A 25,071-nucleotide genomic window follows, 5' to 3' on the forward strand; every position below is an offset into this window, starting at 1 on the left:
ACCTCAACGCTTTCGAGCACCTCGGCCACCGCTTCCGGCGACCTTCGAAGTGGCGCGCATTATAGCGACCTCTTCGACCTTGGCAAGCGCTTTTTGAAATTCTTTTTTCTTTCGAAAACCCAAGAAAATCAACAACTTACCAACCCTCGCCAACTGCCTCGGCAGCGGTGAGGGCGCGAACTATACGGAGAGCGACGGGGGCGCGCAAGCGTTTTTTCAGAAAAACTTCGCCCTTGCTCTTTGACTCAGGATGCGAGGACTAAATCGCGGTCTGCGGGGTCCAAGTGGAACAATTTTCCAGCCTGCTTCGACTACAGCCCAGAGATTGCCAGAATCCTGTGCTTCACCTGCCAATCAAACGACAAGCGGCCCTGCGGGGCCACTTGAGGGACGGGTTTAAAACCGCATAGAACTAGCGCGATCAGCACTGAGTTATCGTTTGCTCAATACGCCCAAAAATGGACTCGCCATTTTCATCCAGCATTTCAATCGCAATCCTGTCGCCAAACTGCATGAACGAGGTGCTCGGCTTGCCACTCTCGATGGTTTCGATCATGCGAATCTCGGCGATGCAGCTATAGCCGACACCGCCCTCTTTCACCGGCTTGCCCGGGCCACCATCGAGTTTGTTCGATACGGTACCGGAACCGATAATCGCGCCCGCACCCAGCGGGCGGGTTTTGGCCGCGTGGGCAATCAGCTGTCCGAAGTGGAAGGTCATATCCACTCCGGCGTTTGGCTCACCGAATTTTTCACCGTTCAACTCGGACACCAGCGGCAGGTGCAATTTGCCCGCTTGCCAGTGGCTGCCCAGCTGTTCCGGCGTGACACACACAGGTGAAAACGCACTGGACGGCTTGGACTGATAGAAACCGAACCCTTTCGCGAGCTCGTTTGGTATCAGGCCTCGCAGGGAAACATCGTTCACCAGCATAACCAGCTTGATGTGTTTGAGCGCATCTTCCGGGGATACCCCCATGGGTACATCATCGGTGATGACCGCGATTTCCGCTTCAAAGTCGATACCGAAGCCCTCGGACTGTGGCATCCTCACCGGTTCGCGCGGCGCCAGGAAGGTATCCGAACCGCCCTGATACATCAGTGGATCGGTCCAAAAGCTCTCCGGCATTTCCGCACCGCGAGCCTTGCGCACCAGTTCCACGTGATTGACATAGGCGGAACCATCCGCCCAGTGATAGGCCCTCGGCAGCGGCGAGTGGCACAGCGCCTGGTCGAAGGCTTCTCCCTCTATCTCGCCGCGATTCAGCCTCTGCTGCAGGCTTTCCAGCTTTGGGGCGAGCTCCGCCCAGTTGTCCAGGGCGGATTGCAATGTGGCCGCGATCTCGCCGGCTTCCGCCATGCGGGTCAGGTCGTCACTGACGACGACGAGCTTGCCATCGCGTCCGTGTTTAAGGCTGGCTAACTTCACTGTGCCTTCCTCTTTGTTTCGATTAAGGAACTAAATCAAGGATCTAGGGGTTTGAATTCTGTGTCGCCGTGCATCCACGCCGCATGACGCGGTGCTTTTTTGGTGCGCGACCACTCTTCCAGCATGTCTTGCGCCACCCGCTTCAGCTCCTTGTGCATACCGGGCTTGGCAGTATTGGCGGCGAGCTCGATACGGTGGCCGTTGGGGTCGAAGAAGTAGATGGATTTAAAGATCGTGTGATCGGTGGGGCCGAGCACATCGACACCGACCTCCTCAAGCTTCTGCTTCATCGCCAGCAACTCGTCCATGCTCTCCACTTCCAGCGCGATGTGCTGCACCCACTTCGGGGTGTTCTCATCGCGGCCCATGTCCGGGGAGTTGGGCAGCTCGAAAAACGCCAGCACATTGCCCTGGCCCGCATCGAGAAATACGTGCATGTAGGGATCCGGGGCCCCGGTGGAGGGCACCCTGTCTTCGGCGATGGCCAGCTGGAACTCCATGCCCAGAAGATCGCGGTAGAACTCCACCGTCTCTTTGGCATCGCGGCAGCGGTAAGCCACGTGGTGAATACGTTTGATTGCCATAGATGGCCTCCCGATACGCGGCCGTCTCAGGCCGCGTCTTCTTTGCCTTTGCCGCCGATCACACCGCGCTGCAGCTGGTCGCGCTCAATGGATTCGAACAGTGCCTTGAAGTTGCCCTCGCCAAAGCCCTCGTCTTCCTTGCGCTGGATGAACTCAAAGAACACCGGACCCAGCATGTTGGCGGAGAATATCTGCAGCAGCAGACGGGGCTGGCCGCCCTCGGTGGTACCGTCGAGGAGGATACCGCGCGCTTTCAGTTCCGCCGTGGGCTCACCATGGCCCGGCAGACGCTCTTCCAGCATTTCGTAGTAGGTCTCGGGGGGCGGAGTCATGAATTGCATGCCCTGGGCTTTCAGGCGATCCCAGCAGGCCACCAGGTCGTCGCAGGCGAAGGCGATATGCTGGATGCCCTCGCCGTTGTACTTCATCAGAAATTCTTCAATCTGGCCGCCGCCACCGGCCGCCTCTTCGTTCAGCGGGATGCGGATCTTGCCGTCCGGCGCGGTCATGGCCTTGGACAGCAGCCCGGTGTATTCGCCTTTGATATCGAAATAGCGGATCTCACGGAAATTGAACAGATCTTCGTAGTACTTGGCCCAGTAGTCCATACGGCCGCGATAGACGTTGTGAGTCAGGTGATCCAGGGTGTGGAAACCGCAGCCCTCGGGGTGACGGTCGACACCTTCCAGCCAGTGGAAGTCGATGTCATAGATACTCTCGCCTTCTTTATAGCGATCGATCAGATACAGAGTGGCACCGCCAATACCCTTGATGGCCGGCAGCCGCAGCTCCATCGGACCCGTTGCCACATTTACCGGCTGCGCCCCCTTCTTGAGTGCTTCGTTATACGCGAAGGTGGCGTCCTTCACCCGGAACGCCAGGCCACAAGCGGATGGACCGTGCTCGCGGGCGTAGTAGTCCGCGTGACTCCCCGGTTCATAGTTGGTGATGAAATTGATATCGCCCTGGCGCCACAATTCCACGTCTTTGGTGCGGTGGCGGGCCACTTTGGTGAAGCCCATGGCCGCGAATACGCTTTCCAGGATGCCCTTCTCCGGCGCGGTGAATTCGACAAATTCAAAGCCGTCCAGGCCCATGGGGTTTTCGAACAAATCGGCCATGTGATCCTCCTTATGCGAGATCTTATATAGGACCTGAGGCGCCGCTTGTGGCAGCGAAGGTCGCTTTGGTTTCAGGTGCAACGAATTTAGTTACGCATGTAACCAATGTCAAGGACTGCGCCGCGAGGCTAACTAGTAATAGGACAGGCAAAGGGCAGTGAAGAGGAAATTGGTGACCGAATCGGAGATTGCGGTACCAATCTTACGGGCGGGATTGATCGCTTAACCCCGGGCCGACTGAGCGGCCCGGGCATGTCAGAAAAGATCCGCGTAACGAGAATCAGATCTGGGGTTCGGTCATTTTGCTGAAATCGCCCACACCGGCCTCCTTCAACAGTGAATCCACCAGTGGCGCCATGGCACGGTGCTTGAGAGCGCTGCCGACCAGTGCTTCGGGCAGGCTCTGCCCTTTGGATTCGCCATCGCTGTCGAGGATACCGCCGCTGGCGCGGCCATCGATTCCATTCAGCCCCTCCACGGATATGATCTTCATGCCGTCGATCTTCTCCATTGGGCGCACGCTTTCGCGAATGATGTTCGGCAGTGCATCGTGCAGGCTGAGGATACGCTTGAGCGCGATTTGCGCTTCGCTAAGGCTGTTCATGGCCTCGTTCATCAGGCGTTGACCCTCTGCATCCACAGCGTACTTCTCGCGATCCGCCTCAACCTTGATACGCACGGCTTCCGCCTCAGCCGCTGCCTGCAGTCGCAGCGCCTCGGCCTTGTCTTCAGCGGCCGCCTTTTCCGCTTCCGCGGCCACCTTGATGGCGGTGGCCTGGCGCTCGGCTTCTTTCTGCGCCTCGATGATCTCAATGCGCTTATCGCGCTCGGCTACCTCAACATCCTTGGCGGTGCGCACCTGCTCTTCCGCTTTAACGGCTTCAGCGCGGGCGACGTTGGCCTGCTGGTCGGCCAGTGACTGCTCCTTGGATTTTTCCGCAACCGCAATGGCGCGCTCTTGTTCAGCAATTTCAAGGGATTTCTGCTTGGAAATGCGCTGCTCTTCGAGAATGCGCTCGCGCTCAATTTCCTGCTCCTGCAAGCGCTTTTCCTTTTCGATCTCCAACAGACGAGTGGCCTGCTCCGCGGCGATGCGGGACTGATCCACTTCACGCTGCGCCTCGATCTCTGCCTGGCGCGCGGCCTTTTCCTGAGCCGCCAGTTCTTTTGCCATATCGGCTTTCTGGGCCGCTTCGCGGTTTTCTATTTCGCGCTGCTGCTCCAGGTGGGCGTAGCGCTTCTCTTTTTCGATCTCCAGACGCTGGCGCTCGGCTTCCAGGTTCTTGGTCTCGATCTGCACTCGTGTTTCCTGCTCGACGTCGTTCACTTCCTTGCGGCGCGCCTCAATGGAGCGCGTCATGCTAGCGAGACCTTCCGCATCGAACACGTTGTCCTGATTGAAAAACTCCTTGCTGGTCTGATCGAGGCCGGTCAGCGACACAGACTCCAGCTCAAGGCCGTTCTTCAACAGATCTTCAGACACCACCTGCTGTACTTTCTGTACAAACTGGCTGCGCTGCTCATGCAGTTCTGCCATCTGCATTTCCGCTGCCACGGAGCGCAAGGCGTCGACAAACTTGCCCTCGATCATATCTTTCAGCGCTTCCGGGTCCAGGGTGCGAATACCCAAGGTCTGCGCGGCATTGGCGATAGCATCGATGTCCGGCTTCACCCGCAGATAAAATTCCGCAAGCACGTCCACGCGCATACGGTCCTTGGTGATCAACGCGTGCTGCTCCTTGCGCGAAACCGCAAGACGCAAGGTATTCATGTTGACCGCGATGATTTCGTGCAGCACCGGAAGCACCAGTGCGCCGCCATTCATGATGACCTTCTGTCCGCCCATACCGGTGCGCACAAAAGAACGCTCCTTGGAGGCGCGGGTATACAGGCGCGCGAAGATAGTGCCGATAACGATCAGGCCGATAAGCACCGCCCCCGCCATGATCGCAATACTGGAAAGATTCTGAATCACGTAACTTTCTCCAATTTAGTTGTTTTGCGTCAGGTGCTGGCTGGCTGGGCGGATCACCCGGAAACGGGCTCCGCAATCTTCCACCAGCAACACCTTTTCTCCCTGTGAAAAGGTTTCCCCATCATCCGGCTCCACCATTACATAGTGGGTAGTGCCAAATTCGTCGCTGAAGCGCGCTTCCGCCGGTGAGCCGGGCGCGGCCTCGCCGATGGTGATGACCGCCACACGCCCAACAAAGGATTTTCGCCCTACGGCTTCAGTCTCATCGCCCACCGCAAAGCGGCGCAGCAGATTGCCAACAAAACGCACCTGTGGCAGCGCAAGCATGAATACCGGTACTGCGAGCAACCAGCCGGGCAACAACAGACCGAACAGTGAATCTACAATCATCTGGATCAACAGGCCGGTCACACCGAAGCCCACCAGAAACGCCACCAACAGAATCAACGCCGGTACTTCACCAAAGCGCAACCAGCCGAGTAGCTTGGTGAGCACGCCCCCCGCCTCGGTATCCGGTGTGTCCAGGTCTACATCGGGCAAGAGATTGTCGAGCATGTCGGAAATACCGGCACCAATCAGCGTCATCACGCCTTCCAGTACGGCAATCATCAACATCAACACCAGGGCGCCGGTGAACAGCTGATTGCCATCTTGCAGAAAGAACGCCATCAGACCTCCGCCTGGGTTTTAATTTTCGCCAGACGCTCTTTGATACGATTGCTGCGCGAAAGCTCTTCCAGCTCCGCCAGCTTGCTGGCATCGGCGCTCGACTCGGAGGTGGGCACGCCGGCATTTTCCAAAATACGGTTGAACGCACCAGAGGCCTGCTCCACCTTGTTGGCGGTGGTGCGGCTGCTGCCTGTTTGTTCCGCAGTGGTGCCGTTACTCACGTGCTCGCTGGCCTTGGTGAAATCGCGTAGCTGCTCGCGCATCTCGCGCTTTTTGCCCTGCAGCGCACTGATATAGGAACTCAGCTCGGAAATTTCCCGATCACTTTCCGCGATGGCTTTTTCCAGTACCGGAATCTGCGCTTCGATATCCATTTGCTTGGCAATCGCGGCCTCCGCCAGGTCGTCGCGGCCCTGCTGCACCGCCACCTCGATCTGCTCACTGAGCGTTGCATGGCGCGCATTTTCATCGTTCAGCGCCTTGCTGCTCAGATACTTGGCCGCTTCCGCTTTGCCGAGCTGATCGCGCACTTCGGCGATTGCATCGTCGATTTCACGGATCGCCTGCTCCATTACCAGTTGCGGCGTAGCGTTTTCCACTGAGTCCACCAGGGCATTGGCAGAAGCAGAAATGATACGGGAAATGCGTTTTATCAGTCCTTCTTTCATGTTGTTCCTTCCTCGTGTTTATTGTCAGTCAGTCGTTGTATGCAAATATTTTTACACCGGATCTTTCCGCAGTGTCAGCGCTTGAGTAAATCCGTCAGGCGCTGGCGAATGATGGCCGCCGCCTGCCTATCGATAAGTCGCGGCTCATCCTGCAGCGCCACCAGCAGTATTTTTTCCATGAACGCATCGACTATCGGTAGCGCCTTATGCTCGAGCGCAGGGGCGATCTGCTCCTCGTCAGTACACACCTGAATTGCGGCGGCGCCCTCGATCACGAGTTCCAGCAGCGCCTCAACCAGCAGGCTGCGCCGGTTTTCGTCAGCGTATCTGGCTTTTACCGGGAGCATGGTTTCGCCGGCGGCAAGGTAGGCGCGGACAAAACTCTCCACACCCACAGACTCCCGCGCCATGGCGATAAGCTCGCGCACCTTTTCGCTCTGGGTTATAGCGCCATTGCGGTCGATGGACATGAGGTAGGTGTAATCGTCCGCGGAAAGGCGCGCCGATATGGATTGTGTCTTGTTAAGCATGGCAATCCCTGACTTGCGATGTATACAAAAGTACACACGATTCCGGGATGCCGTCAATTACACGCGCTTACATCGCAGCAACTTACAGCAAAACCATGAAAGAAAGTCACGAAGGAATGTTGCGGCGAAGTCTTGTCCGCACAAATGGCAATGAGTACTTGGTAGCCGTTGCCGCCAGCCAGGCTCGGCCTATCCCAGCTGGCATGCTGACACTGGCCTAGTGGTATGAGAGCTGCACGTTAAGAAAACGGATTCGCCAGAACTATCGCTTGGCAAACAAGCGGTCGCCGACAATTTTTACCGGGTTGTCTTGAACCAGAGCCCACGCGTGCGTTTCTCCAATGATCTGCTCTGCCGCACGCCGCCCCTCTGCCAGATTTGGTGGGCGCCGATAGAGGTGGTGCGTGTCGGTGGCAAGTATCGTTGCCAGCCCCTTCTTCAGTAATTTCTCCGCACAGAGGCGCGAGGGCTCGCCAAATTGCCCGACCAGCGCACCGGCGGTCAATTGAAACAGACAGCCCGCTCTGACCAAGGGCCCGATTTGATCGAGATCGCGCAGAACATCCTTGTTGCGTTCGGGATGCGCGATCATCGGGCGAATGTTCCGCTGGGCGAGCCACTCAACCAATTGGGTCACGCCAGCAGGGATATGGCTGTGTGGCATCTCCAGCAGTACAAGCAGATCCCCCTCCCAGTGCCCCAACGCGGGAAGCTGTTGCTTGGAGGCCATATACAAGAGTTCGTCAGAGATCCGCACCTCTGCAGCGAGGGCCAGCTGAACGCCGAGTTCCCCCTCGGCCGCCAGACAAGAAAGGAAGTCCCGGAAAGCCAGCTCGAGCGAATGGGAAGTGTTCAAGTAGCGCCCGGGATGGATATGTGGCGTAACCACAATATGGGTAATACCATTTGCCGCCGAAGCCCGGATAAGTTCCAGGCTCTGGGCAAATGACCTGGGGCCGTCGTCGATTCCAGGGAGGATATGGCTATGCAGGTCGATCATGAATACTGTATGTCCGTAAAGCCGCAGGTATCGGTATCAACTGCAAGGGCGCATAACGCGGGCGAGCGGGTCAGTCACCCCCCCGCCGGAATGTGAAATAATTGCGACTAAAATAATCGCCACTAAGAGTACTCGGGATAGTATCCATAATACTGATCGGAATAGGCGCTCTTGCGATCCATGGTCACACTGTTGAGAATGACGCCTTCCGGCTTGACACCAAGACTGAGTAGACGGGAGATGGCTGCTCGAATGATACCCATGCGGGTGTCTTCGGCCCGCACTACATAAAGCAGCGAACAGACATACCTGGAAATTACCAGCACATCGCTTACCGCCTGGACAGGCGGTGTATCAATAAGGATACGGTCATACTTGGTCCGCAACTCTTTCAGCACACTCTGGAATTGTACCGATCCCAGCAGTCGCTGTGGGTCTTCCGGACGGATGCCCGCTGGGATTATGTCAATGCCGCTTTTCTTGTCCCTGACAATACACTCGTCGATAGAGAAGCGCCCCGAGAGCAGATCAGCGAGGCCCGGTCTGCTTGGTGCCACTTCGAAGCGACGGCCAATGGAGGGCCGTCGCATGTCTGCGTCAATTAACAGCACCCTTTCCAGCTGGCCCAACGAGAATGCCAAGTTGATGGCAACCGTTGTTTTCCCCTCGGATGGAGCGGAAGAAGTAATACAGATAACTTCGGCCTTGTTCTCAACACGGGAAAGTACCACGCCGGTCCGAAGTGAGCGAATTGCCTCTGCAAATTGACCGTGTCCAGCGTCAAAGTAGCTGTACAAAGGCAGCGCGTCATGCTCGGCTATCGCAACTTTGGGCACCATCCCCATCAAAGGGAAACCCAGCTTTCTGTTTACGTCCTGCGGATCGCGTATTCCACTCTTCAGCAGATCCAGTAAAACGACGATGGCGACACCCAAGCCCGCGCTGGCAACAAAGGCGAACAATATCAGCAAGCGCTTTTTAGACGCCATTGCGCGGCGCGGTACAATTGCGGGGTCAGCCAGACGCGCCGCTGCTGTTTCGTAGCCGGATACCTCCCTTGTTTCCTTGAAGCGTGTCAGGAAGGTATTGTAAAGCTGAGTATTGACATCCACTTCCCGCTTCAGCTCATCGTAGCGAATTTCCTTTTGCGCGACAGTTTGCAGATCCGCTTTAGCATGCGAGAGCTCCTCCTCAAGCGACTGGACTTTTCCTTTAACCTGGAAATAGTCGACCTCGATACTCGCGACAAGCTTCCTTATTTCACTGCGCAATTGCGCACGCGCATTGTCAAGCTCGTCCTGCGCTGCCTGCATGACAGGATGTTTTGGTCCGTAGCGCCGCGCCAATTCCGTGACACCAAGCAATGCATTGGTTTCGGTCTGACGTGCCGCCTGGACCAGAGGATTATTGAGAACTTCAGGTTGATTCAGCAAAGCCTCCTCGGGGAGATTTTTTTGCCGCACCTGACTGTACAGTAACTGGACATCTTTCAGTTCCCGCTTCGCCTCAAGCAACTGATCCATCGTTTCATTCAGTTCCTGCGATGCCAGCCCGCGAACGCCCTGAAGATCGACAAGATCCTCCTGTTGCTGAAATTGATTCAGCGCCTGCTCGGACGCTTCCAGCTTACCGCGTAAACCTTCAAGCCTCTCACTCAGCCAACTGGTTGCCTTTTCCGTGACATCGGCGCGGACCCTCTGCTGTTCCGCGATATACGCGTTCACAACCGCATTCGGTACTGCGGCCGCCAGTTTCGGGGAGTAGCTTTCGTAGGAGAGCTTAATCAGCTGGGTATTTCTAACCGGTGTAACCACAATACCTTTGGAGATACTGTTGACGATGAATTCCCGCTTCTGCCGCGACTGAGTTGCAGGATCAACGATAGGCCGTTCGACCTCTATCCCAATCAGCGCCCTGAGCCTTCCGACGAGAGTGGGCTTGACTGGCTGATTAAACTCATCATGATCTTCAAGGTTCAGAGAGTCCACTACACGTTCTGCAATACCCCGCGATCGCAACATTTCCACCTGCGTCATTAGAAACTCTCTACGTTGCGCGCCAACGTCATACACGTCGCGAATGGAAATGAGATTGGCCTCACCGCCTCCAATTAATAATGTAGCTGTTGCTTGATACCTGTCGCGAATGTTCTGGACAGCAAAATAGGCCGCGGCCGTCACCGCTAGCGCAAAAGCTATGATGTACCATTTCTTTTCATAGACAGCGAAAAACAGGGCAACAAAATCTATATCCCCCAATGGAGAGGGGGCCGCCTCATCAGCGTTGATTGCATTTTTCTCCATACTTGTATTCAGAAAAACCCCTGCTCAATAGTTATCACATCACCAGGTTGCAGTTTTGTAGACAAACTGACGCGCATTTTCTTGCCTTCCGGCATTCCCTCCCGGGTAAGATATATCCGGCTTTCGGAACCACGCTCGGTAAGCCCCTGAGCCAATGCGGCAGCCTTACCCACGGTGAGACCGGGCTGGTAGCTGTATCCTCCCGGAACCTGAACCTCACCATAAATAAATACCGGACGATACTGCGTGATTGTCACCGTGATACTTGGATTAACCAGGTAGTCCCCTTCGAGACCTTTGAATATCTTTGCTTCAAGCTCTGTAGGCGTAAGGCCGGCCACTTCGACCTCACCCAAAAATGGATAGTTGATACTTCCAGATTCACCGAGCATAGCGTCGACGCTCAGGTCGCTTTCCCCGTATACACGGATCGAAATCCGGTCTCCCGCATTCATACGATATTCCGCCGTATCCGCAGTAAGCTCTCCAGCCACCGAAAAAGGCCACGCTGTAACAACCAGGTAAAAGAGAATTCGTCTCATGCTGTCCATATTGCTATATCCATTGCACTCTACAGCGGTGCTTCCACACCCAACATATACCGACTGTTCTCAATACCACTCGCCGTAGTGGAAATCTGGTTTTCCAACCTCGAGAATCCCATATAAAGCCTCAGCCAGTCTGCCGGTTGGTAGCGAATCATGAGGTTCGATCGCAATACGTTGCTGGTGCTGGCTTCCCCCACAAATTCTCCCACCGTGCGACTATAAGAAAGTGTGCTGTCAAGAGTTCCGGTCCACTGGTGCGACCAGGAAAACACACTGCTCTCGACATCCACAAAGTCCGCAGTACCCGGTGACTCCTGCACCGTTCTGCCGGTGGTAATTGAAAGCGTGCTGTATGTTTTTGGGCTCCAAGACGCTGTTACATCCCAGCGAGGGCCAGCGAAGTCTTGCCGTTCATTAAGCCTGAAGTCCTTATTCAGGCGCCCCGCCCTTAGCCCAAGCCTGGTTTTCGCCAGTCTGTACTCCGCAGTACCTAGTACAAGAATCTCTCGGCTGTCGCGATCCGGAACCACACCGAGATCAACATAATCGAACTCGGTATTCGCCAATTGAACTCCTAGCATTACTCGGTTACTGGGTGAATAATTCATGTCGATCGAAGAACGTGCCGTTGCAAAATCCCGCGCGGGCTCCTCGAATGCGTTCTTCTGCTTAGCATGGCGAATAACTCCCTGTGCACTGCTACCCTGGCGTCCAAGTATGAAGGTAACATCTGCGCTTGGCCGTCGCGTTCTCTGTCCTTCTATCAAGATAGGATCCAGACCACCATCCGGATTCCCGCTAATTGTTTGCGCTAAATCCGTATAGTTGACCGACGTCTGCACTTCGAGAAAATTCGCCGCACGCCACCGCCAGTCGAAATTTCCTACATAATCATTAAAACTCTGTCGACTGCTGTCACGATAGTGGCTATTGGCCAAGGAGAAACTTCCCGAAAAGCTGGTTGCCGTGCCCTCTCTCGAGATGTCCAGCGCAGGTATCGTCCTTGTGACCCAGTCGTCCTGCTCGTTTTCTGCCGCCAGGAAGACGTTGTCATCATATTGAACCTCTACGGTAGCCATACTGTTTAGTTCGATGTTTGCTGGCAACGCTATCGTAACGGCAAATCCTGACTGGCTCGCCGCCATCAAGCTCCACAGAAGTATGATGCGAGGTCTGTTCCTCCGGCGACAGCGCATAAAAGCAAATGCAAGTGTGTCGACTTGTAAAAGCTTCATTTCAGTGTCCTGTTGTATTTTGAGTGCTGCTATCGTGATGTCATTAAACAACGTTTAATACGCATTTTTATGGTAGAAACCACGGTAAACAGTCAAAAATACTATGCGTAGATCAAGCAGTATCGACCATCGGCGAATGTACTCGAGATCGTACTCGACACGCCGGCTCATTTTGTCCAGGGTATCTGTCTCTCCACGAAAACCTTTGATCTGCGCGAGCCCCGTAATTCCCGGCTTCACTTTATGGCGAAGCATGTAGCCGTTAACCAGACTCCGGTACTCCTCATTGTGCGCAACCGCATGTGGTCTGGGACCGACAATTGACATGGTACCCTGTAGAACGTTGAAGAATTGTGGAAGCTCATCCAAAGATGTGCGTCGTAGTATTCTTCCAACAGCGGTAATTCGTTGGTCACCAATCTTCGCCTGTTGTACTTGGTCGCCGTCATCCATTACCGTCATGCTGCGGAACTTCCAGACATATATTGTTCTGCCATCAAGACCATAGCGCCGCTGCTTGAAGATGATTGGTCCCGGAGATGAAAGCTTTACGGCCACCGCCACAAACAACATAAGCGGTGAAATTACAGTGAGAATTATTGATGCGAGGACCAGATCCTCTAGTCGCTTAAGCCAACCATCAAAACCCTGTATTGGTGTATCAAATACACTGAGCAGGCTGCTGCTTCCAACCTGATGCCAGCGCGCATGCAGCATTTTGGCCACAAAAAAGTTCGGCAGAATGTGGACGGTCGCAGTAGTGTCAGAAAATTTATCCAGTGTTTCACTGATGAGATCCTCTGCCCGCATCGGTAATGCAATAAATACGACATCAAGACCTCCGGCGCGCCCCTTGGCAACCGCTTCATCCACCGTGCCGAGAATGGGAAACCGGGTGCAATTACGCTCTCTTGCGCTGCGATCCTGGAACTCTGGAACATCGTAAAAACCGACTACGTGTATGCCCAACTGTGGATTCGTCATCAAGTCATCCGCCAGCTTATAGCCGGCATCGGTACAGCCAATAATGACAGCGCTACGGGTATTGCGTCCGCGCAAGCGTATCGAAAACAGAACCTGACGCAGACAGAATCGCCAGAAAGCCAGGCCAAATAATGTAGATACAAGCCATGCAATTACTGCGGGTCGCTTGTAATCGGCGGAAAACGTATTGAATGAAAAGGCGAGAAGAATCAGAAAAATGCACACAGCTACCCAGGCAACTGTGACGGTACCCAGGATTCGAACATACGTCTCACCCCGCCACGATCTGTATAGCTCTACCGATTCCGCTATAAATGCAAAGCTGACGGACGCAAGCAGACCTGCTATCAGCCAGTCTTTACCCGGTGGGACCTCAAAAAATGTGAGACACGCGTAAAGAATACCCTGGATAAGCAGGACATCGAACAAGCGATAAAGCGCGGTAATACGACTCTGACGATTGCGGACCCATCCCTGTTCCACAAGAACCCCCTGATTTTACGAGGCATCGGCCCCAAACTATTCCATGTACTCATCAAGGTCGGCAAAAACACCGACGTCACTGCTGGGGAGCAGTGGTTCCTACCTTTATTGTGTTATACCCCCTCAACCATCTCCCGTAGATGTCAATGCATATACTGGGCCGAATTTCGTTTCTAGAAAGAGGTAATTTTTATTGGCGCCGTGGCCATTCGGTAGCGCACTCCAGTGCCCGGCGATTATCCGCTCAAACTGTGACACAACTCAACTAAATTTGACGCACTTATCTGCTCAAGCGCGCCATGCATCCGTATTGGCATGATATTCATCAGCGCCATTACACAGCCATTACAGATGAATCGTGCGCCTTCTCTTTTTCTACTTCCCTTTTTTGGGGCAGCGGACCGTACCAAGTGCACAATTTTGACAAAACCAAGATGCTATCTAAGAGTTTTGGGCGCTAGCTCACGGTAATTTTCGGTTGACTTTATTTTTGGCGCTGCCATATTAGACGGCGTTCATTTCCGTTTTATTTTCGGCAAGGACGTGCTTATTCTTATGGGGGACAAGGAATGTCTAAAGTCAGCAGAGTTGATCACATTGCCTACGCGGTAGAAAAGGGAATGATCGAAAAGTGGGCCTGGTACCACATCGAAGTTGAGGGCGGAAAGCTTACCAAGCGTGTCGATGACGTGCGACCAGATGACCCAGATAGCAGTATGAAACTCTGGTGCATCGACTTCGCCTCTTTTGGTGTGGTTCTGGTTGAAGGAATTGATCGCAATAAAAAAAGTCAGGTGACAGCCTTTGCCGACTGTCACGGCGACCATAGCGTACAGCACATCGCTTTCGATACCGAAAACCTTGAGCAGTTTGTTTCTCACGCAATTTCCAAGGGCGTAAACCTCCGCGGCCAGCAGCTTGTAAGCAATGACGGCTTTGGAGAACTTAAACAACTCTTTGGAAAAGGTTACGCCAAGCAGAACGCTGCAGAAATGTCGTTTCCGGAATACGTGGAGCGCCCCAAACAGGGCGCCAGCATGAGCACCAGCGTGCCGCCAAACACGGGCAGGAACTTCTACCAGCGCATCGAACACGCGCGCAATACCGGCGACACATCCACCCTTATAGATTTTTCTCTGATGCCATCTGACTGGGCACCGGAAAGCAAGCCGGTTGCAGCACCTGGCAATGTATCGCAAGCCTGCGCTCGCGAAGAATTGGCACCGGCTTGATAATTGGTCTCGGCTGTAAACGCCAGTAAAGCCAACCTCCGAACGGTTTCCTATGAAGACCCTCTGGCATCCTTCTGGCACGAGGAGACCTCCGGTTAACCCCTTCTGTTAAGCGAATATCCGCCACCTATGGACGATATCATTGTGGGCCGTACGCCGATAACTAGCGTGCAGGGTAAAAGTAGTGACGCAGCTATTTTGCCTTCGGATCAGTCCGCCCTCGCGGATGGCGATATTCCCGTAATCCGGCGGATAGAACGTAACGCGGCGCGCGCGCCCGATAAAACCGCGCTTATTTATGATGACCAGAATATTACTTACGCCACTCTCGTTTTATCCGCAAGGCAGGCGGCAGCGGGGCTTCTCAGGCTCGGGGTAACAGCGGGATCTCGGGTGGCCGTATTGATGCACCCCAGCCCGGAACTGGTCAGCTGTCTGCTGGGCATTCATATGCTTGGTGCCACCTATGTACCGATCGATCCCGGCTTTCCCAAAGGGCGAATCGACCTGATTCTTAAGGATGTGGAGCCTTCCGCGATTATTTGTTCGGATCATGTGTTTACCGAATTTTCATGTGAGATCGCTAGAGAACTTGTAGAACGTCTCTACAGTTACTCTGCGGTACAAACCGACGGTATCCCACATGAAGAGCATTTTCGCCCCCATCCAGTCAAGCTTGACGACGAGTCGCACATATTTTTTACCTCAGGTACTACCGGGCGTCCCAAGGGTGCCATCTCTTCCCAACGCAACCTGGCACACGGGATGTCGTCTTCCGTTCGCTGCTTCGAACTGAGCGATGATCTTGGAATCCTGTCGGTCGCGGGTGCCTCGTTCAGTATTAGCACCTTTGAGCTACTGGCCCTACTCACCTGTGGCGGCTACACAATGATCGCGCGACGCGCCGATATCCTGGACCCTGAAAAGCTGTTCGCTGCCGCCCGAAAGGTATCGGTCTGGCATTTTGTCCCCTCGCTTTTGGCGAGGCTGATTGACTATATAGAGGAAGTACCCGAGCGAATCGCCGTGCTTACTTCACTCAAACGCATACTCACCGGTGGTGACAACGTGCCACTGGACCTCCTTTGTCGGGTGCGCAGGCTGCTTCCTGCGGTACAGCTTTATGTGAACTACGGCGCAAGTGAAACCAATTGCATGGTGACTTATTGGCCAGTACGGGATGCCGTACCGTCAAAAACAAGAATTGGGGTAGCTCAACACAACGTCCAATTGATGGTTCTTAACAAGCAGAGGAGCCCGGTTATTCCCGGCGAAGTGGGTGAACTGTTTGTAGCAGGCCCGGGTGTAGTTTCTGGCTATATGCACCGCAATGATCTAAATGAAGAAAAATTTTTCTGGCACCACGGCAACCGCTTTTTCGCTACCGGCGATATGGTGCGCATAGATGAGAATGGAATCTACGAAATTCTTGGCAGAGAGGACTTTCAGATCCAACTGAATGGCAACCGGATCGAGTTACTGGAAGTCGAAAGTACGATTAAACGGATTGGTAACATCAAAGACTGTGTTGTAACCGCCAGATATGCGAGCGCTGACTCGAATACACTTACACTGATCGCTTATCTGGTCGGCACAGATAAATCATTGCCACCGGTCGAACACATAAAAATCTGTCTACGTAAACACCTACCAGAATACATGATTCCATCGCTTTATCTGGAACTTAATGCCGTGCCGACAAATCACAATGGCAAAGTCGACAGAGCAAATCTTCCTGAGCCAGGCACATGTAAGGTTCTCGAATCGTCAGCTAGCGAACCACTGATTGGCGAGCTTGAAAAACATCTGGCAAGTATTTGGCGAGATCTCCTACCGGTACAATATATCCATGCAAACAGCGATTTCTTCGAACTCGGCGGCGATTCCATAGCGGCCGTTCGAGCAATGGCACGAATATCTACTGAACTCAACTGCAATGTCTCGATGGGAGATATCATCTCCAATAGAACGGTGCGACAAATTGCCAATACAATAACGAGTCGGTCGGTGAGTCAACGCGCGAATGGTGATACAGACCCCGGATATCTGATGCTCAAGTCCGGCCGCAGGGATCTCTCCCCGCTTTTACTGATTAATGGTGTGGTGGAGTACATGGCGTTAGCCAAAGCGCTTCGTACCCAGAGAGCTATTTACGCTGTCTACCTGCCAGAGGAGGTAGACCTCATCGTGAATGGCGAAAAATCTGCAGCTGCCACAAGTACCAGTTCCATCGCGGGAATTACGCAGCTCTACCTATCGGTAATCTGCAAGCTACAACCTGAAGGGCCGTACTTCCTTGCCGGGAAGTCCTATGGCGGAATAATCGCTATTGAAGTCGGACGATCACTAAAGGCGATGGGGCACAAAGTTGAGTTTACGGGGCTTCTAGACACAGTTATTCCCGAAGTCTTCACCACGCATAGGAAATTATCTTTTCGTATTTCCGAACACTTAAAGAGAGCCGTTAACGAGGGCCCAGGCTATCTCCTTGATCGTTTCAGGGAGCGTTATGGAATTATCAAACTGTCGGCGCAGCCTACAGAAGACGAACGATCCCAAAATGCGGTTTCGGACAATATCCGTACCCGCCACCAGGTTCGAAAGAACGCAATTTTTACAACCCGGCTATCAAAGATCAGCGGCGCTATCACGCTGATTAAAGCCCGGGACAGGAAATATTTATACGGGGAACGCCCGTCGAAAGACCTCGGATGGAACAAGTACTGTGACGACCTGACTATTTATGAAGTACCCGGAGATCACCACTCAATATTGCAGGCGACGCATGTCGGAGAAGTGGCCAAATACCTGGAAGCGCATATCTGATGCGCCTCCCAAAACGCAGTGACAAATTTACAAGAATACGGCGTTGAACAAGCGTGCTATTTAATTCCCTACCTTTTATCTTTGTTTTTCTGCCCGCGGTAATTTTCGGGTTTTATCTTTTACGCCGTTTCCATCTGTTTCGTTTTTCCCTCACATGGCTCGCACTCGCCTCCCTACTATTCTACGCTTGGTGGTCACCTCAGTATCTTGCTCTATTGCTAGGATCTATATCAGTAAACTTTCTCATTGGAAAACGTGTAGCGTTATCTTTTCACAAAAAGGCCTGGCTTGTTGCAGGCGTCATCGGAAATCTATCGGCCATTGCCGTATACAAATACCTAGGTTTTTTTGCCACCACCGTATCCCAGCTTACAAATACGGAAATTTCAGTACCTGATTTGATACTGCCTTTAGCCATTTCTTTTTTTACCTTTCAGCAGATTGCTTACCTGGTAGACACCTATCGCAGTGGGCAGCCAGAATATGAATTCGTTCGATACCTTTTATTCGTATCGTTCTTCCCACAACTTATCGCCGGACCGATTGTTCAACATAAAGAGGTTGCAGGTCAGCTTTCCCGGCTCGCCATCCGCTCAATACGCGTTGAACAGATAAACTTTGGTGTATGTTTATTCGTTATCGGACTCGCCAAAAAAGTAATTCTTGCGGATCAACTCGCCCCCTATGCGACCCCCGTATTTAATGCCGCAGACGGTGGTACATCACCAACCTTCCTCGAAGCCTGGGGCGGTCTACTGGCCTACTCATTCCAATTGTATTTTGACTTCAGTGGCTATGCGGATATGGCCGTAGGGCTCGCAAAAATGTTCGGTATTGAGCTTCCGCGGAATTTCAATTCACCCTATAAATCAACCAACATTATCGAATTTTGGCGACGCTGGCATATCACGCTATCAAATTTCTTACGGAATTACCTTTATATACCACTTGGGGGAAGCCGAGAAGGCTCCCGTTCATTTAATCTTTTGGCAACCATGCTGCTCGGCGGATTCTGGCATGGTGCGGGCTGGAACTTCATTATCTGGGGTGGCCTACACGGAGTGTATCTTGTCGCAAATCATCAATGGCGATATCTACACGCAAAGGTATTCGCGACTTTTCCGTCCAATTATGTGAACGTTTCCGGCTCCGGCGCTTCGATACAAAACAATACCGCTTGTCTGGACGACACGGAAAATATTACCAGTCAGGGCTTATCGCCCAAACGCCGCCTGCTCAAGACTATTTCAGGTGTCACAGGTGTAATATTTACCTTTCTATTGGTATCTCTGGCTTGGATATTCTTCCGGGCGGAGTCTCTAAACGGCGCCGTCGCTATGCTCCGCGGCGTTTTTGGACTTCATGGTCTGGCATTACCCAGCGAGATATACAACATGGCACCGCAGTTATTTTCAACATTTTCTGATGTCGTACCAAACTCCAACCTCGGTTCTTTCCCTCATATAAAAGGCTTCGCCGTTATTCTTGTCGCCGCCGTTCTGGCATTCCTCGCACCAAATTCAACGGAAATTTCACACTGGTTAATGACAAGACCTGACCGTACAGTGAACTCTCGAAGGCATTTAATTTTGACCACCTCATGCATGACTCTTCTGGGGATCGTTTTCTCAATATGTCTTAAAATTCTGGTATTCGCTCCTGATAGCGAGTTTCTCTATTTCAACTTCTGAACGCTATGCGACACGCTATTGCATTCATATTTGGCACTTTTGTGGGTACTGCTCTGCTGGTTTTTCTGGTAATCACGCAGATGGGCACACCGACCTCCAGCTCAAAGTGGGCTTACGACCTGTATTCAATAAAAGAACGACATGCCAGTCAGGAAAATAGGAATAAGTTATTAATTGTGGCGGGCTCGAACAGTTTGTTTGGCATTAACTCTTCGTTGCTGGAAAGCAGGTTACGGATTCCCACCACTAACCTTGGCGTTCATGCTGGCTTGGGATTGAAGTATATACTCGAGCGAAGCAAGCGATCGCTAGGCAGAGGCGACATTGTCTACCTGCCACTGGAGCTTGATTTGTATCAGCAGGATGATACGCCGTCTGCGCAATTAATGGATTTTGTGTTGGCACGAGATCCACAGTACCTTCATACCTTGCCCATACAGCAACAGATTTTGGGCTTTGCCAACGTGCCAATAGCAAGGATTATTGAAGGATTGCGCGGAGGGAGTGACCGATATTTAGGGAGTTCTTCAACGGTTTATAATGTTCACAACGTAGATTCTTCGGGAGACCAAACAAACAACACGTTGGAAAAAGCGAGAGATTACTCAAGCCGTCTGGAGCGGCTGGCACCAAAAGATATTGGCAATACAGAAATATCCAGTCACTCCAAAAATCTTATACGCGACTACATTTACTGGGCCAGAGAAAATGGTGTCTGTGTAATTGGCGGGCCGCCGAGCCTGATGAAATTTGAAGAGTATGAGTCCGAGAGGTTTCTGGAGTTCTTAGGAAAGACCGTGAATTTATTCTCCGACCTGGGCGTTCATTACGTAGGAAGGCCGGCGGATTACCTTTTCCCCAGGGAACTCTTCTTCGACACGGAGTATCACTTAAATACGAAAGGTGCAATGATTCGCACGCAACTTATCATCGACGACCTCGGTACGGGTCTTTCGGCACATTGCGGATAATTGGTTCACTCGCAAATTTCTCTCAGCCAATTATTTCTCTCAACCAATAAAGTACTGTACCCCCCAGTTGAACAAGTATCCGGCAGCCGCACCCGGCAATATGAATGCGGTATAACCAATTTCCCGGGAAACCCGCATTAAACCCGCCCTGTACTTGAGGTAGAGTAAGAGTGGTACAGTCAAAATCGGGTAAATTCCGAGAAATGCCACGGCGCCAAAAAAACCATACTCATGCAGCGCGAGCGGTAATCCCAGGGTGAAGAGTACGGCGCGCCACAGCGCGATCGGCATCATTTTCTTCGGCTTACCTTGGGACTGATAGTAGAGCCCCAATCCGCGATACCTGTCACCCAACATCCCTACAGACAGAAATACCAGAAACATACCTGCCTCACTGTATCTCTCATCATACAGTGTCCAGATAATTTGCTCGCCGGCTACTGCAAGAAATCCGCACAAGCCACAGATCAGGAAATCGAGAGGCAACCGGAAGCGGTAATAAACTGCAACATGGTCATGGCCCTCCTGCAGCGCACGACTCAACGCTGGATACATGACTTTTTGGAGAATATTGTTTGTCGTGTCTCTTACCGAAGCCACCACAAATATGGCAATGGAGTAAATACCCATTTCGCGCGCGGTTATGTCGAGCCCTAGAATGATTCTGTCACCGTTGAGAACCCAGTAAGTTAAAAGAGAGCTCGCAAAGATCCATTTCCCGAAGTGAAAAATCTCCCCTGCATATCGCCTGTCCCATTGAAACCGGTTGGTTTCACCCGGCAACCACAAAAACTCGACACCGATTTTTACTATGCTCGCGGTCACCGTGCCGGCAACTAGAGCCCAGACGTCCGGGGAGTAACTGGCCCAGACAATCATTGTCATAAACGCGCAGATTTGGGCCATCAGCTCGATTGTGGTGAGCCGTCCCATATGCAGTTTTCTGTTTGCAACCGCAGATTTTGTGGAGCGAAATCCGCTAATGATGAGACTGCTTGCCAGTATGCATAACACGATCGGCAAATCAGGGTGAGAGTACACACTTGAAGCAGGTAGGCCCGATCCGATCAACCACAGAGCCAACGCAAATCCGCATACTATGGCCGCTAGACACGCGCCGCGTGCGATCTGTAACACCCAAGCGGTATTCAGAAAGCGCTTCTGGTCACCTTCCCTACTTTGAATGATGCTCTTCTGGATCCCCATATCCGTAAGCATCTGTACACCCGCGATCACTACGTTAGCCAGCGCCATGATTCCAAACATCTCGGGAGCCAGCATCCTTGTCATTACGAGATTGCTGAGCAACCTAAGTATTTGCCCCGTCGCGTAACCGCAAAAAACCCAAAAGGATGCCGTGCGAAGTCTACGCCCGCTGAACGCGTTTTGCGGTAATTGGCTAACCTGCGTTGCTGAACTCATCAAACGGCATCCTTACAAAGGGGCATCTCCGCGTCAGTCAGGCACGCCAACACCTTCTCAAAGGTGTTTGAGGAATTGCTCCAACTACTGTTTGCCACCGCATCAATCGCCGCTTTCGACATTGTCACCCATGCCGCCGACTCCAGACGAAGAATGCTTTCGATACTGTTAGCCTGGCCATCGACGTCATCTACCTCATTGATATAGCCATTTACTCCATTGCGTATGTATTCCGGCGCGCACCCGGCATCCGTTGCGACAACCGGGCATCCGCACGCGAGCGCTTCCAGTATTGGTAGACCAAACCCTTCACTGCGGCTGCTAAAAACGTAGGCGCGAGAGCTAGCATAAATTTGCCTGAGTTTTGCCCTCGATGGTGCCAGCACAAACTCAACTCCTTCGGGCAAGGTGCGGCCATCACGTAATGGCTCAGCACCAAACATGATCATATGTGCCTGAGGAATCCGCTCGCGAACACGAGAGAATGCAGACAGAGTGATGTCGACACCTTTAAACCTGGTTTCCGAGTACATACTGCATACCGTGAATTCAGCAGCGGTTGTATCTTCTTCTCTGAAAAAGAGCGTGTGGTCAACCGCGTTTGGTACCAGGTGAGTTCTGTGGTCATCATATTGTTCCGCCATTACCTTTGACAGCCACTCGGCGATGACTATTTTAGGGTACGGAGTCTTATACGTGAGCTCCACACGTTCCCGTGGCTGCTCGTCATGCACTTCATGGTGCTGGACAAAATAACACTTCTTCCCCTTTTCTTCGGGGAATCCGGCAATCCACTCCACCGTTTTCCACCATGTCGCTACCAGAACGTCAGCCCGGGGATAAAAAGACGGAGAAGACATTTTAGCCGGAGGGAGCTGTATGATGTTGACACCCGCGAGATTCGAGAAGTGTGAATGGGCCAGATGATCTCTCAGAAAGATATCACCTTTCATAAGGCGTTTCAGTGTAGCGGCCACCCCACCATTCTTGTGCGAAGGACACACAATGGTAACTTCATGGCCATTGTTGGCGAGCGCTTGCGCATAAATTGCGACGACCCGGCAGCCCCCACAGAGAGAAGGGACGGGAAAAGCGAAAGTGACTTTCATCCGTGATTTCACCTCGAAATTAGGTGAGGATTTTATCGCCGTTTACCCTTCATTGTAAATCACCGAAGAATTCGTTTCTCGCACGGTTTTTTTGCCGAATATGCTACAAGGATCGCGGTTTAATACGTTTATCGCTTCAACGGCTTGGTTTACTATCACCTTCAATGACCAAATCAATCGGCAAATTACCTGATTTGCCTGGGATCATTTTCCAGCATTGTTCCAATGCCCAGTCACTGCTGCAATTTACAAATTGAATATGGACGTTTTTTTGCATTCACGGCTATACGCCGGACATGACTCATATGGATCTATCATAATGAAGTATCTACTCACTATTGGCGTTATTAGTGCACTTTTGACGGGCTGCGGCAGTGGTGGCAGTACGAGCGAAACCGCCATGCCCCAAAACCGGGAGCCGGTAGCTAACGCCGGCGGTAATCAGGTTACCGAATCCGGGCAGTCAGTGCCCCTAAGTGGTGCAGCCAGCCACGATCCAGACGGCGATTCTTTGACGTATACATGGAATATCGTGTCGTCACCGAGTGGCTCAAACCCAGTTATCTCCCCCGCTTCCGCTGTTTTCACTGACTTCTCCGCCGATGTAACCGGCAGTTACGACATCCAGCTCTCGGTAAGCGATGGTGTTTTGTCCGACACGGATTCCGTAACAGTAACGGTAATCGACCGGCAGAGCGCGTCGCTCATTGCGGAAGCGGGCGGTAGATATTCAGCCGCGGAGGGTCTAGATATTCAGCTTGACGGCACTGGCAGTGCGGATCCCGATCGCGGCGCCTTGACTTATAGCTGGGAAATCAAATCCGGGCCGGCAAACTCAGTCGCGTCCCTGGCCAACGCCAATAGCGCGACACCAGTACTCCGCGCGACTTCTATCGGCAGTTACGAGGTTGAACTGAAGGTTACATCTGAAAGCGGCAACACCGCTACCGATACGGCCAATGTGCTTGTGTATGATTATTTTCCACTTATGCACAAGGTCGAACATTACACACAAATTTTGCCTGCCGACGATACACGTATCGTCTACGTCAGCAGCAGTGAAGGCGATGATGCTAACAACGGGTTCTCGTCAAAAACTCCTGTAAAAACTATCGGCCAGGGTATTTCGCTTCTGAGAGATGGCTTTCCAGATTGGCTTGCGCTTAAGTCCGGTGATTCCTGGGAAACCGGTGTCGGTGCCTGGGCCAAATCCGGTCGCAGCCAGACCGAGCCAATGGTCATCACCAGCTATGGCGCCGGAGCAGCAAGACCTCTACTGCGAACGCATGACGAATCCGCTTTCCGTTTTCAAGGTGGAGGCGGGAGTCCGGAGTACGTGAATTATCTGGTTATTCACGGGCTGCACTTTTACGCAGCGTCGCGCGATCCGAACTCATCGGAATTCACGGGTGCATCTGCCGACCGCGCGATTGTGTGGTTAAGAGGCACCAATGGTCTTTTAATTGAAGACAATTTGATTCAATTCTATAAAGAAGGAATCACGCTTCAGGAGAGCGACGGATTCGATATCAGAAATGTGCTTATCAAGAACAATGTCATTGTGGATTCTTACCATACAATGGATGCACATTCACAAGGGATCTTCCTAAAACTGACCGATCACGTTCGCATAGAACGCAATGTGTTTGATCATGTTGGATGGAATAGCGACGTACCTGGCGCAGAGCCGACGAAGTTCAATCACAGTATTTATGTGCAATTCGACAATCGCGATATATCCATCGTCGATAATATTATCACTCGCAGCTCAAGCAACGGCGTTCAGCTTCGCCCCGGCGGCTTGTTGGAAGGCAATGTTCTTGTACACAATCCGATCAGTCTGATGCTCTCCGGAGATAATTCTCAGGGAGATCCAGGCATTATTAAAAATAACGTCGTTTTGCATGGAAACGATATTACTGAACTCGACCCCAGAGGTTGGGGGATTGATATAACTCCAGAGATTGTCTCCGCCGAAGTTACCGGAAATATCGTTGCACATGAAGCTTCAACTTCCAACAACCCCATGGCAATCAGCGAGAACAGTTTATCCGCTCAATCCGGAAATGTAGTTTTCGAATGGGGCGAGCAATCCCAGATAGAAGCTCGCTTCTCTAATCCTTCCGTAACGATTCTCGACTTCGACAAGCATGTGGGGGGCGATGGTACGCTGGTCTCCTTTATTGGCAATATCCGATCTCACTCTCTGCGTAAACCGAACCCCAAGTACAACGTAGAAAACATCAGGAGCTATTTCCAGGAGGCATTTTCTGTCAAGAACTAGCTCCGAT

At 52.5% G+C, this 25,071-nt stretch carries 19 protein-coding genes; 5 read left to right on the forward strand and 14 right to left on the reverse strand.

Annotation, left to right across the window (positions count from 1 at the left end; genetic code table 11):
• Window positions 1-421 precede the first annotated feature (421 nt).
• From FDY93_RS14990 to FDY93_RS15045, 12 genes are all read right to left on the reverse strand, one after another.
• Window positions 422-1,429, reverse strand: coding sequence for a fumarylacetoacetate hydrolase family protein (locus FDY93_RS14990; protein ID WP_138236578.1), 1,008 nt, complete (start codon window positions 1,427-1,429; stop codon window positions 422-424).
• Window positions 1,430-1,464: 35 nt separating this feature from the next.
• The gene (locus FDY93_RS14995; protein WP_138236579.1) at window positions 1,465-2,013 is read right to left on the reverse strand and encodes a VOC family protein; all 549 of its coding nucleotides are present in this window, start codon (window positions 2,011-2,013) and stop codon (window positions 1,465-1,467) included.
• 26 nt (window positions 2,014-2,039) lie between these two features.
• Window positions 2,040-3,134 (reverse strand): 4-hydroxyphenylpyruvate dioxygenase, encoded by a 1,095-nt coding sequence (gene hppD / locus FDY93_RS15000; protein ID WP_138236580.1) that lies wholly within the window; start codon window positions 3,132-3,134, stop codon window positions 2,040-2,042.
• 280 nt (window positions 3,135-3,414) lie between these two features.
• Window positions 3,415-5,109 (reverse strand): flotillin family protein, encoded by a 1,695-nt coding sequence (locus FDY93_RS15005; RefSeq protein ID WP_220446211.1) that lies wholly within the window; start codon window positions 5,107-5,109, stop codon window positions 3,415-3,417.
• Between the two features lie 15 nt (window positions 5,110-5,124).
• Window positions 5,125-5,778: a YqiJ family protein gene (locus FDY93_RS15010; protein WP_138236581.1), complete on the reverse strand. Its 654-nt coding sequence runs from the start codon at window positions 5,776-5,778 to the stop codon at window positions 5,125-5,127.
• Window positions 5,778-6,446, reverse strand: a complete 669-nt coding sequence (locus tag FDY93_RS15015; RefSeq protein WP_138236582.1) for a PspA/IM30 family protein — start codon at window positions 6,444-6,446, stop codon at window positions 5,778-5,780. Before FDY93_RS15015 ends, FDY93_RS15010 begins: the two co-directional genes overlap by 1 nt.
• A 74-nt stretch (window positions 6,447-6,520) precedes the next feature.
• Window positions 6,521-6,976 (reverse strand): hypothetical protein, encoded by a 456-nt coding sequence (locus FDY93_RS15020; RefSeq protein WP_138236583.1) that lies wholly within the window; start codon window positions 6,974-6,976, stop codon window positions 6,521-6,523.
• Between the two features lie 262 nt (window positions 6,977-7,238).
• Entirely contained in the window at window positions 7,239-7,976 is a 738-nt protein-coding gene (locus FDY93_RS15025; RefSeq protein WP_138236584.1) for a tyrosine-protein phosphatase, read from the reverse strand.
• A 122-nt stretch (window positions 7,977-8,098) separates the two neighbouring features.
• Complete coding sequence (locus FDY93_RS15030) at window positions 8,099-10,279, reverse strand: GumC family protein (protein WP_138236585.1); 2,181 nt, start codon at window positions 10,277-10,279, stop codon at window positions 8,099-8,101.
• 8 nt (window positions 10,280-10,287) lie between these two features.
• Window positions 10,288-10,830, reverse strand: coding sequence for a polysaccharide biosynthesis/export family protein (locus FDY93_RS15035; RefSeq protein WP_246068596.1), 543 nt, complete (start codon window positions 10,828-10,830; stop codon window positions 10,288-10,290).
• Window positions 10,831-10,850: 20 nt separating this feature from the next.
• On the reverse strand, window positions 10,851-12,113 hold the full coding sequence (locus FDY93_RS15040; RefSeq protein WP_138236586.1) for an outer membrane beta-barrel protein: 1,263 nt from the start codon (window positions 12,111-12,113) through the stop codon (window positions 10,851-10,853).
• A gap of 3 nt (window positions 12,114-12,116) precedes the next feature.
• The gene (locus FDY93_RS15045) at window positions 12,117-13,529 is read right to left on the reverse strand and encodes an undecaprenyl-phosphate glucose phosphotransferase (RefSeq protein ID WP_138236587.1); all 1,413 of its coding nucleotides are present in this window, start codon (window positions 13,527-13,529) and stop codon (window positions 12,117-12,119) included.
• Window positions 13,530-14,098: 569 nt separating this feature from the next.
• On the opposite strand from FDY93_RS15045, the gene FDY93_RS15050 reads away from it, so the two are divergent.
• From FDY93_RS15050 to FDY93_RS15065, 4 genes are all read left to right on the forward strand, one after another.
• The gene (locus tag FDY93_RS15050) at window positions 14,099-14,761 is read left to right on the forward strand and encodes a VOC family protein (protein WP_138236588.1); all 663 of its coding nucleotides are present in this window, start codon (window positions 14,099-14,101) and stop codon (window positions 14,759-14,761) included.
• A 129-nt stretch (window positions 14,762-14,890) separates the two neighbouring features.
• A complete protein-coding gene (locus tag FDY93_RS15055; protein WP_138236589.1) occupies window positions 14,891-17,587 on the forward strand; it encodes an AMP-binding protein in 2,697 nt (898 codons plus the stop codon).
• Between the two features lie 53 nt (window positions 17,588-17,640).
• Window positions 17,641-19,278, forward strand: coding sequence for an MBOAT family O-acyltransferase (locus FDY93_RS15060; protein ID WP_138236590.1), 1,638 nt, complete (start codon window positions 17,641-17,643; stop codon window positions 19,276-19,278).
• Between the two features lie 41 nt (window positions 19,279-19,319).
• Window positions 19,320-20,249 carry a hypothetical protein gene (locus FDY93_RS15065; RefSeq protein ID WP_138236591.1) on the forward strand — a complete coding sequence of 310 codons (930 nt, stop codon included), beginning with the start codon at window positions 19,320-19,322 and terminating at the stop codon, window positions 20,247-20,249.
• A 39-nt stretch (window positions 20,250-20,288) separates the two neighbouring features.
• On the opposite strand, the gene FDY93_RS15070 is transcribed toward FDY93_RS15065, so the two are convergent.
• Both FDY93_RS15070 and FDY93_RS15075 read right to left on the reverse strand, forming a co-directional pair.
• Window positions 20,289-21,671, reverse strand: a complete 1,383-nt coding sequence (locus FDY93_RS15070) for an oligosaccharide flippase family protein (RefSeq protein WP_138236592.1) — start codon at window positions 21,669-21,671, stop codon at window positions 20,289-20,291.
• Window positions 21,671-22,780, reverse strand: a complete 1,110-nt coding sequence (locus FDY93_RS15075; protein WP_138236593.1) for a glycosyltransferase family 4 protein — start codon at window positions 22,778-22,780, stop codon at window positions 21,671-21,673. The genes FDY93_RS15070 and FDY93_RS15075 overlap by 1 nt, the downstream gene beginning before the upstream one ends.
• A gap of 319 nt (window positions 22,781-23,099) precedes the next feature.
• On the opposite strand from FDY93_RS15075, the gene FDY93_RS15080 reads away from it, so the two are divergent.
• Entirely contained in the window at window positions 23,100-25,064 is a 1,965-nt protein-coding gene (locus FDY93_RS15080) for a PKD domain-containing protein (protein WP_171019004.1), read from the forward strand.
• Window positions 25,065-25,071: the final 7 nt, after the last annotated feature.

This window comes from Microbulbifer harenosus (genome assembly GCF_005771435.1).
GTDB classification, from domain to species: domain Bacteria; phylum Pseudomonadota; class Gammaproteobacteria; order Pseudomonadales; family Cellvibrionaceae; genus Microbulbifer; species Microbulbifer harenosus.

What these genes read in the sequence shown, in the direction of transcription:
- FDY93_RS15010 (WP_138236581.1), bottom strand. Translation starts at nt 5,778, where the DNA reads ATGGCGTTCTTTCTGCAAGATGGCAATCAGCTGTTCACCGGCGCCCTG.
- FDY93_RS15015 (WP_138236582.1), bottom strand. Translation starts at nt 6,446, where the DNA reads ATGAAAGAAGGACTGATAAAACGCATTTCCCGTATCATTTCTGCTTCT.
- FDY93_RS15075 (WP_138236593.1), bottom strand. Translation starts at nt 22,780, where the DNA reads ATGAAAGTCACTTTCGCTTTTCCCGTCCCTTCTCTCTGTGGGGGCTGC.
- FDY93_RS15020 (WP_138236583.1), bottom strand. Translation starts at nt 6,976, where the DNA reads ATGCTTAACAAGACACAATCCATATCGGCGCGCCTTTCCGCGGACGAT.
- FDY93_RS15035 (WP_246068596.1), bottom strand. Translation starts at nt 10,830, where the DNA reads ATGGACAGCATGAGACGAATTCTCTTTTACCTGGTTGTTACAGCGTGG.
- FDY93_RS15050 (WP_138236588.1), top strand. Translation starts at nt 14,099, where the DNA reads ATGTCTAAAGTCAGCAGAGTTGATCACATTGCCTACGCGGTAGAAAAG.
- FDY93_RS15055 (WP_138236589.1), top strand. Translation starts at nt 14,891, where the DNA reads ATGGACGATATCATTGTGGGCCGTACGCCGATAACTAGCGTGCAGGGT.
- FDY93_RS15030 (WP_138236585.1), bottom strand. Translation starts at nt 10,279, where the DNA reads ATGGAGAAAAATGCAATCAACGCTGATGAGGCGGCCCCCTCTCCATTG.
- hppD (WP_138236580.1), bottom strand. Translation starts at nt 3,134, where the DNA reads ATGGCCGATTTGTTCGAAAACCCCATGGGCCTGGACGGCTTTGAATTT.
- FDY93_RS15025 (WP_138236584.1), bottom strand. Translation starts at nt 7,976, where the DNA reads ATGATCGACCTGCATAGCCATATCCTCCCTGGAATCGACGACGGCCCC.
- FDY93_RS15070 (WP_138236592.1), bottom strand. Translation starts at nt 21,671, where the DNA reads ATGAGTTCAGCAACGCAGGTTAGCCAATTACCGCAAAACGCGTTCAGC.
- FDY93_RS14995 (WP_138236579.1), bottom strand. Translation starts at nt 2,013, where the DNA reads ATGGCAATCAAACGTATTCACCACGTGGCTTACCGCTGCCGCGATGCC.
- FDY93_RS15080 (WP_171019004.1), top strand. Translation starts at nt 23,100, where the DNA reads ATGAAGTATCTACTCACTATTGGCGTTATTAGTGCACTTTTGACGGGC.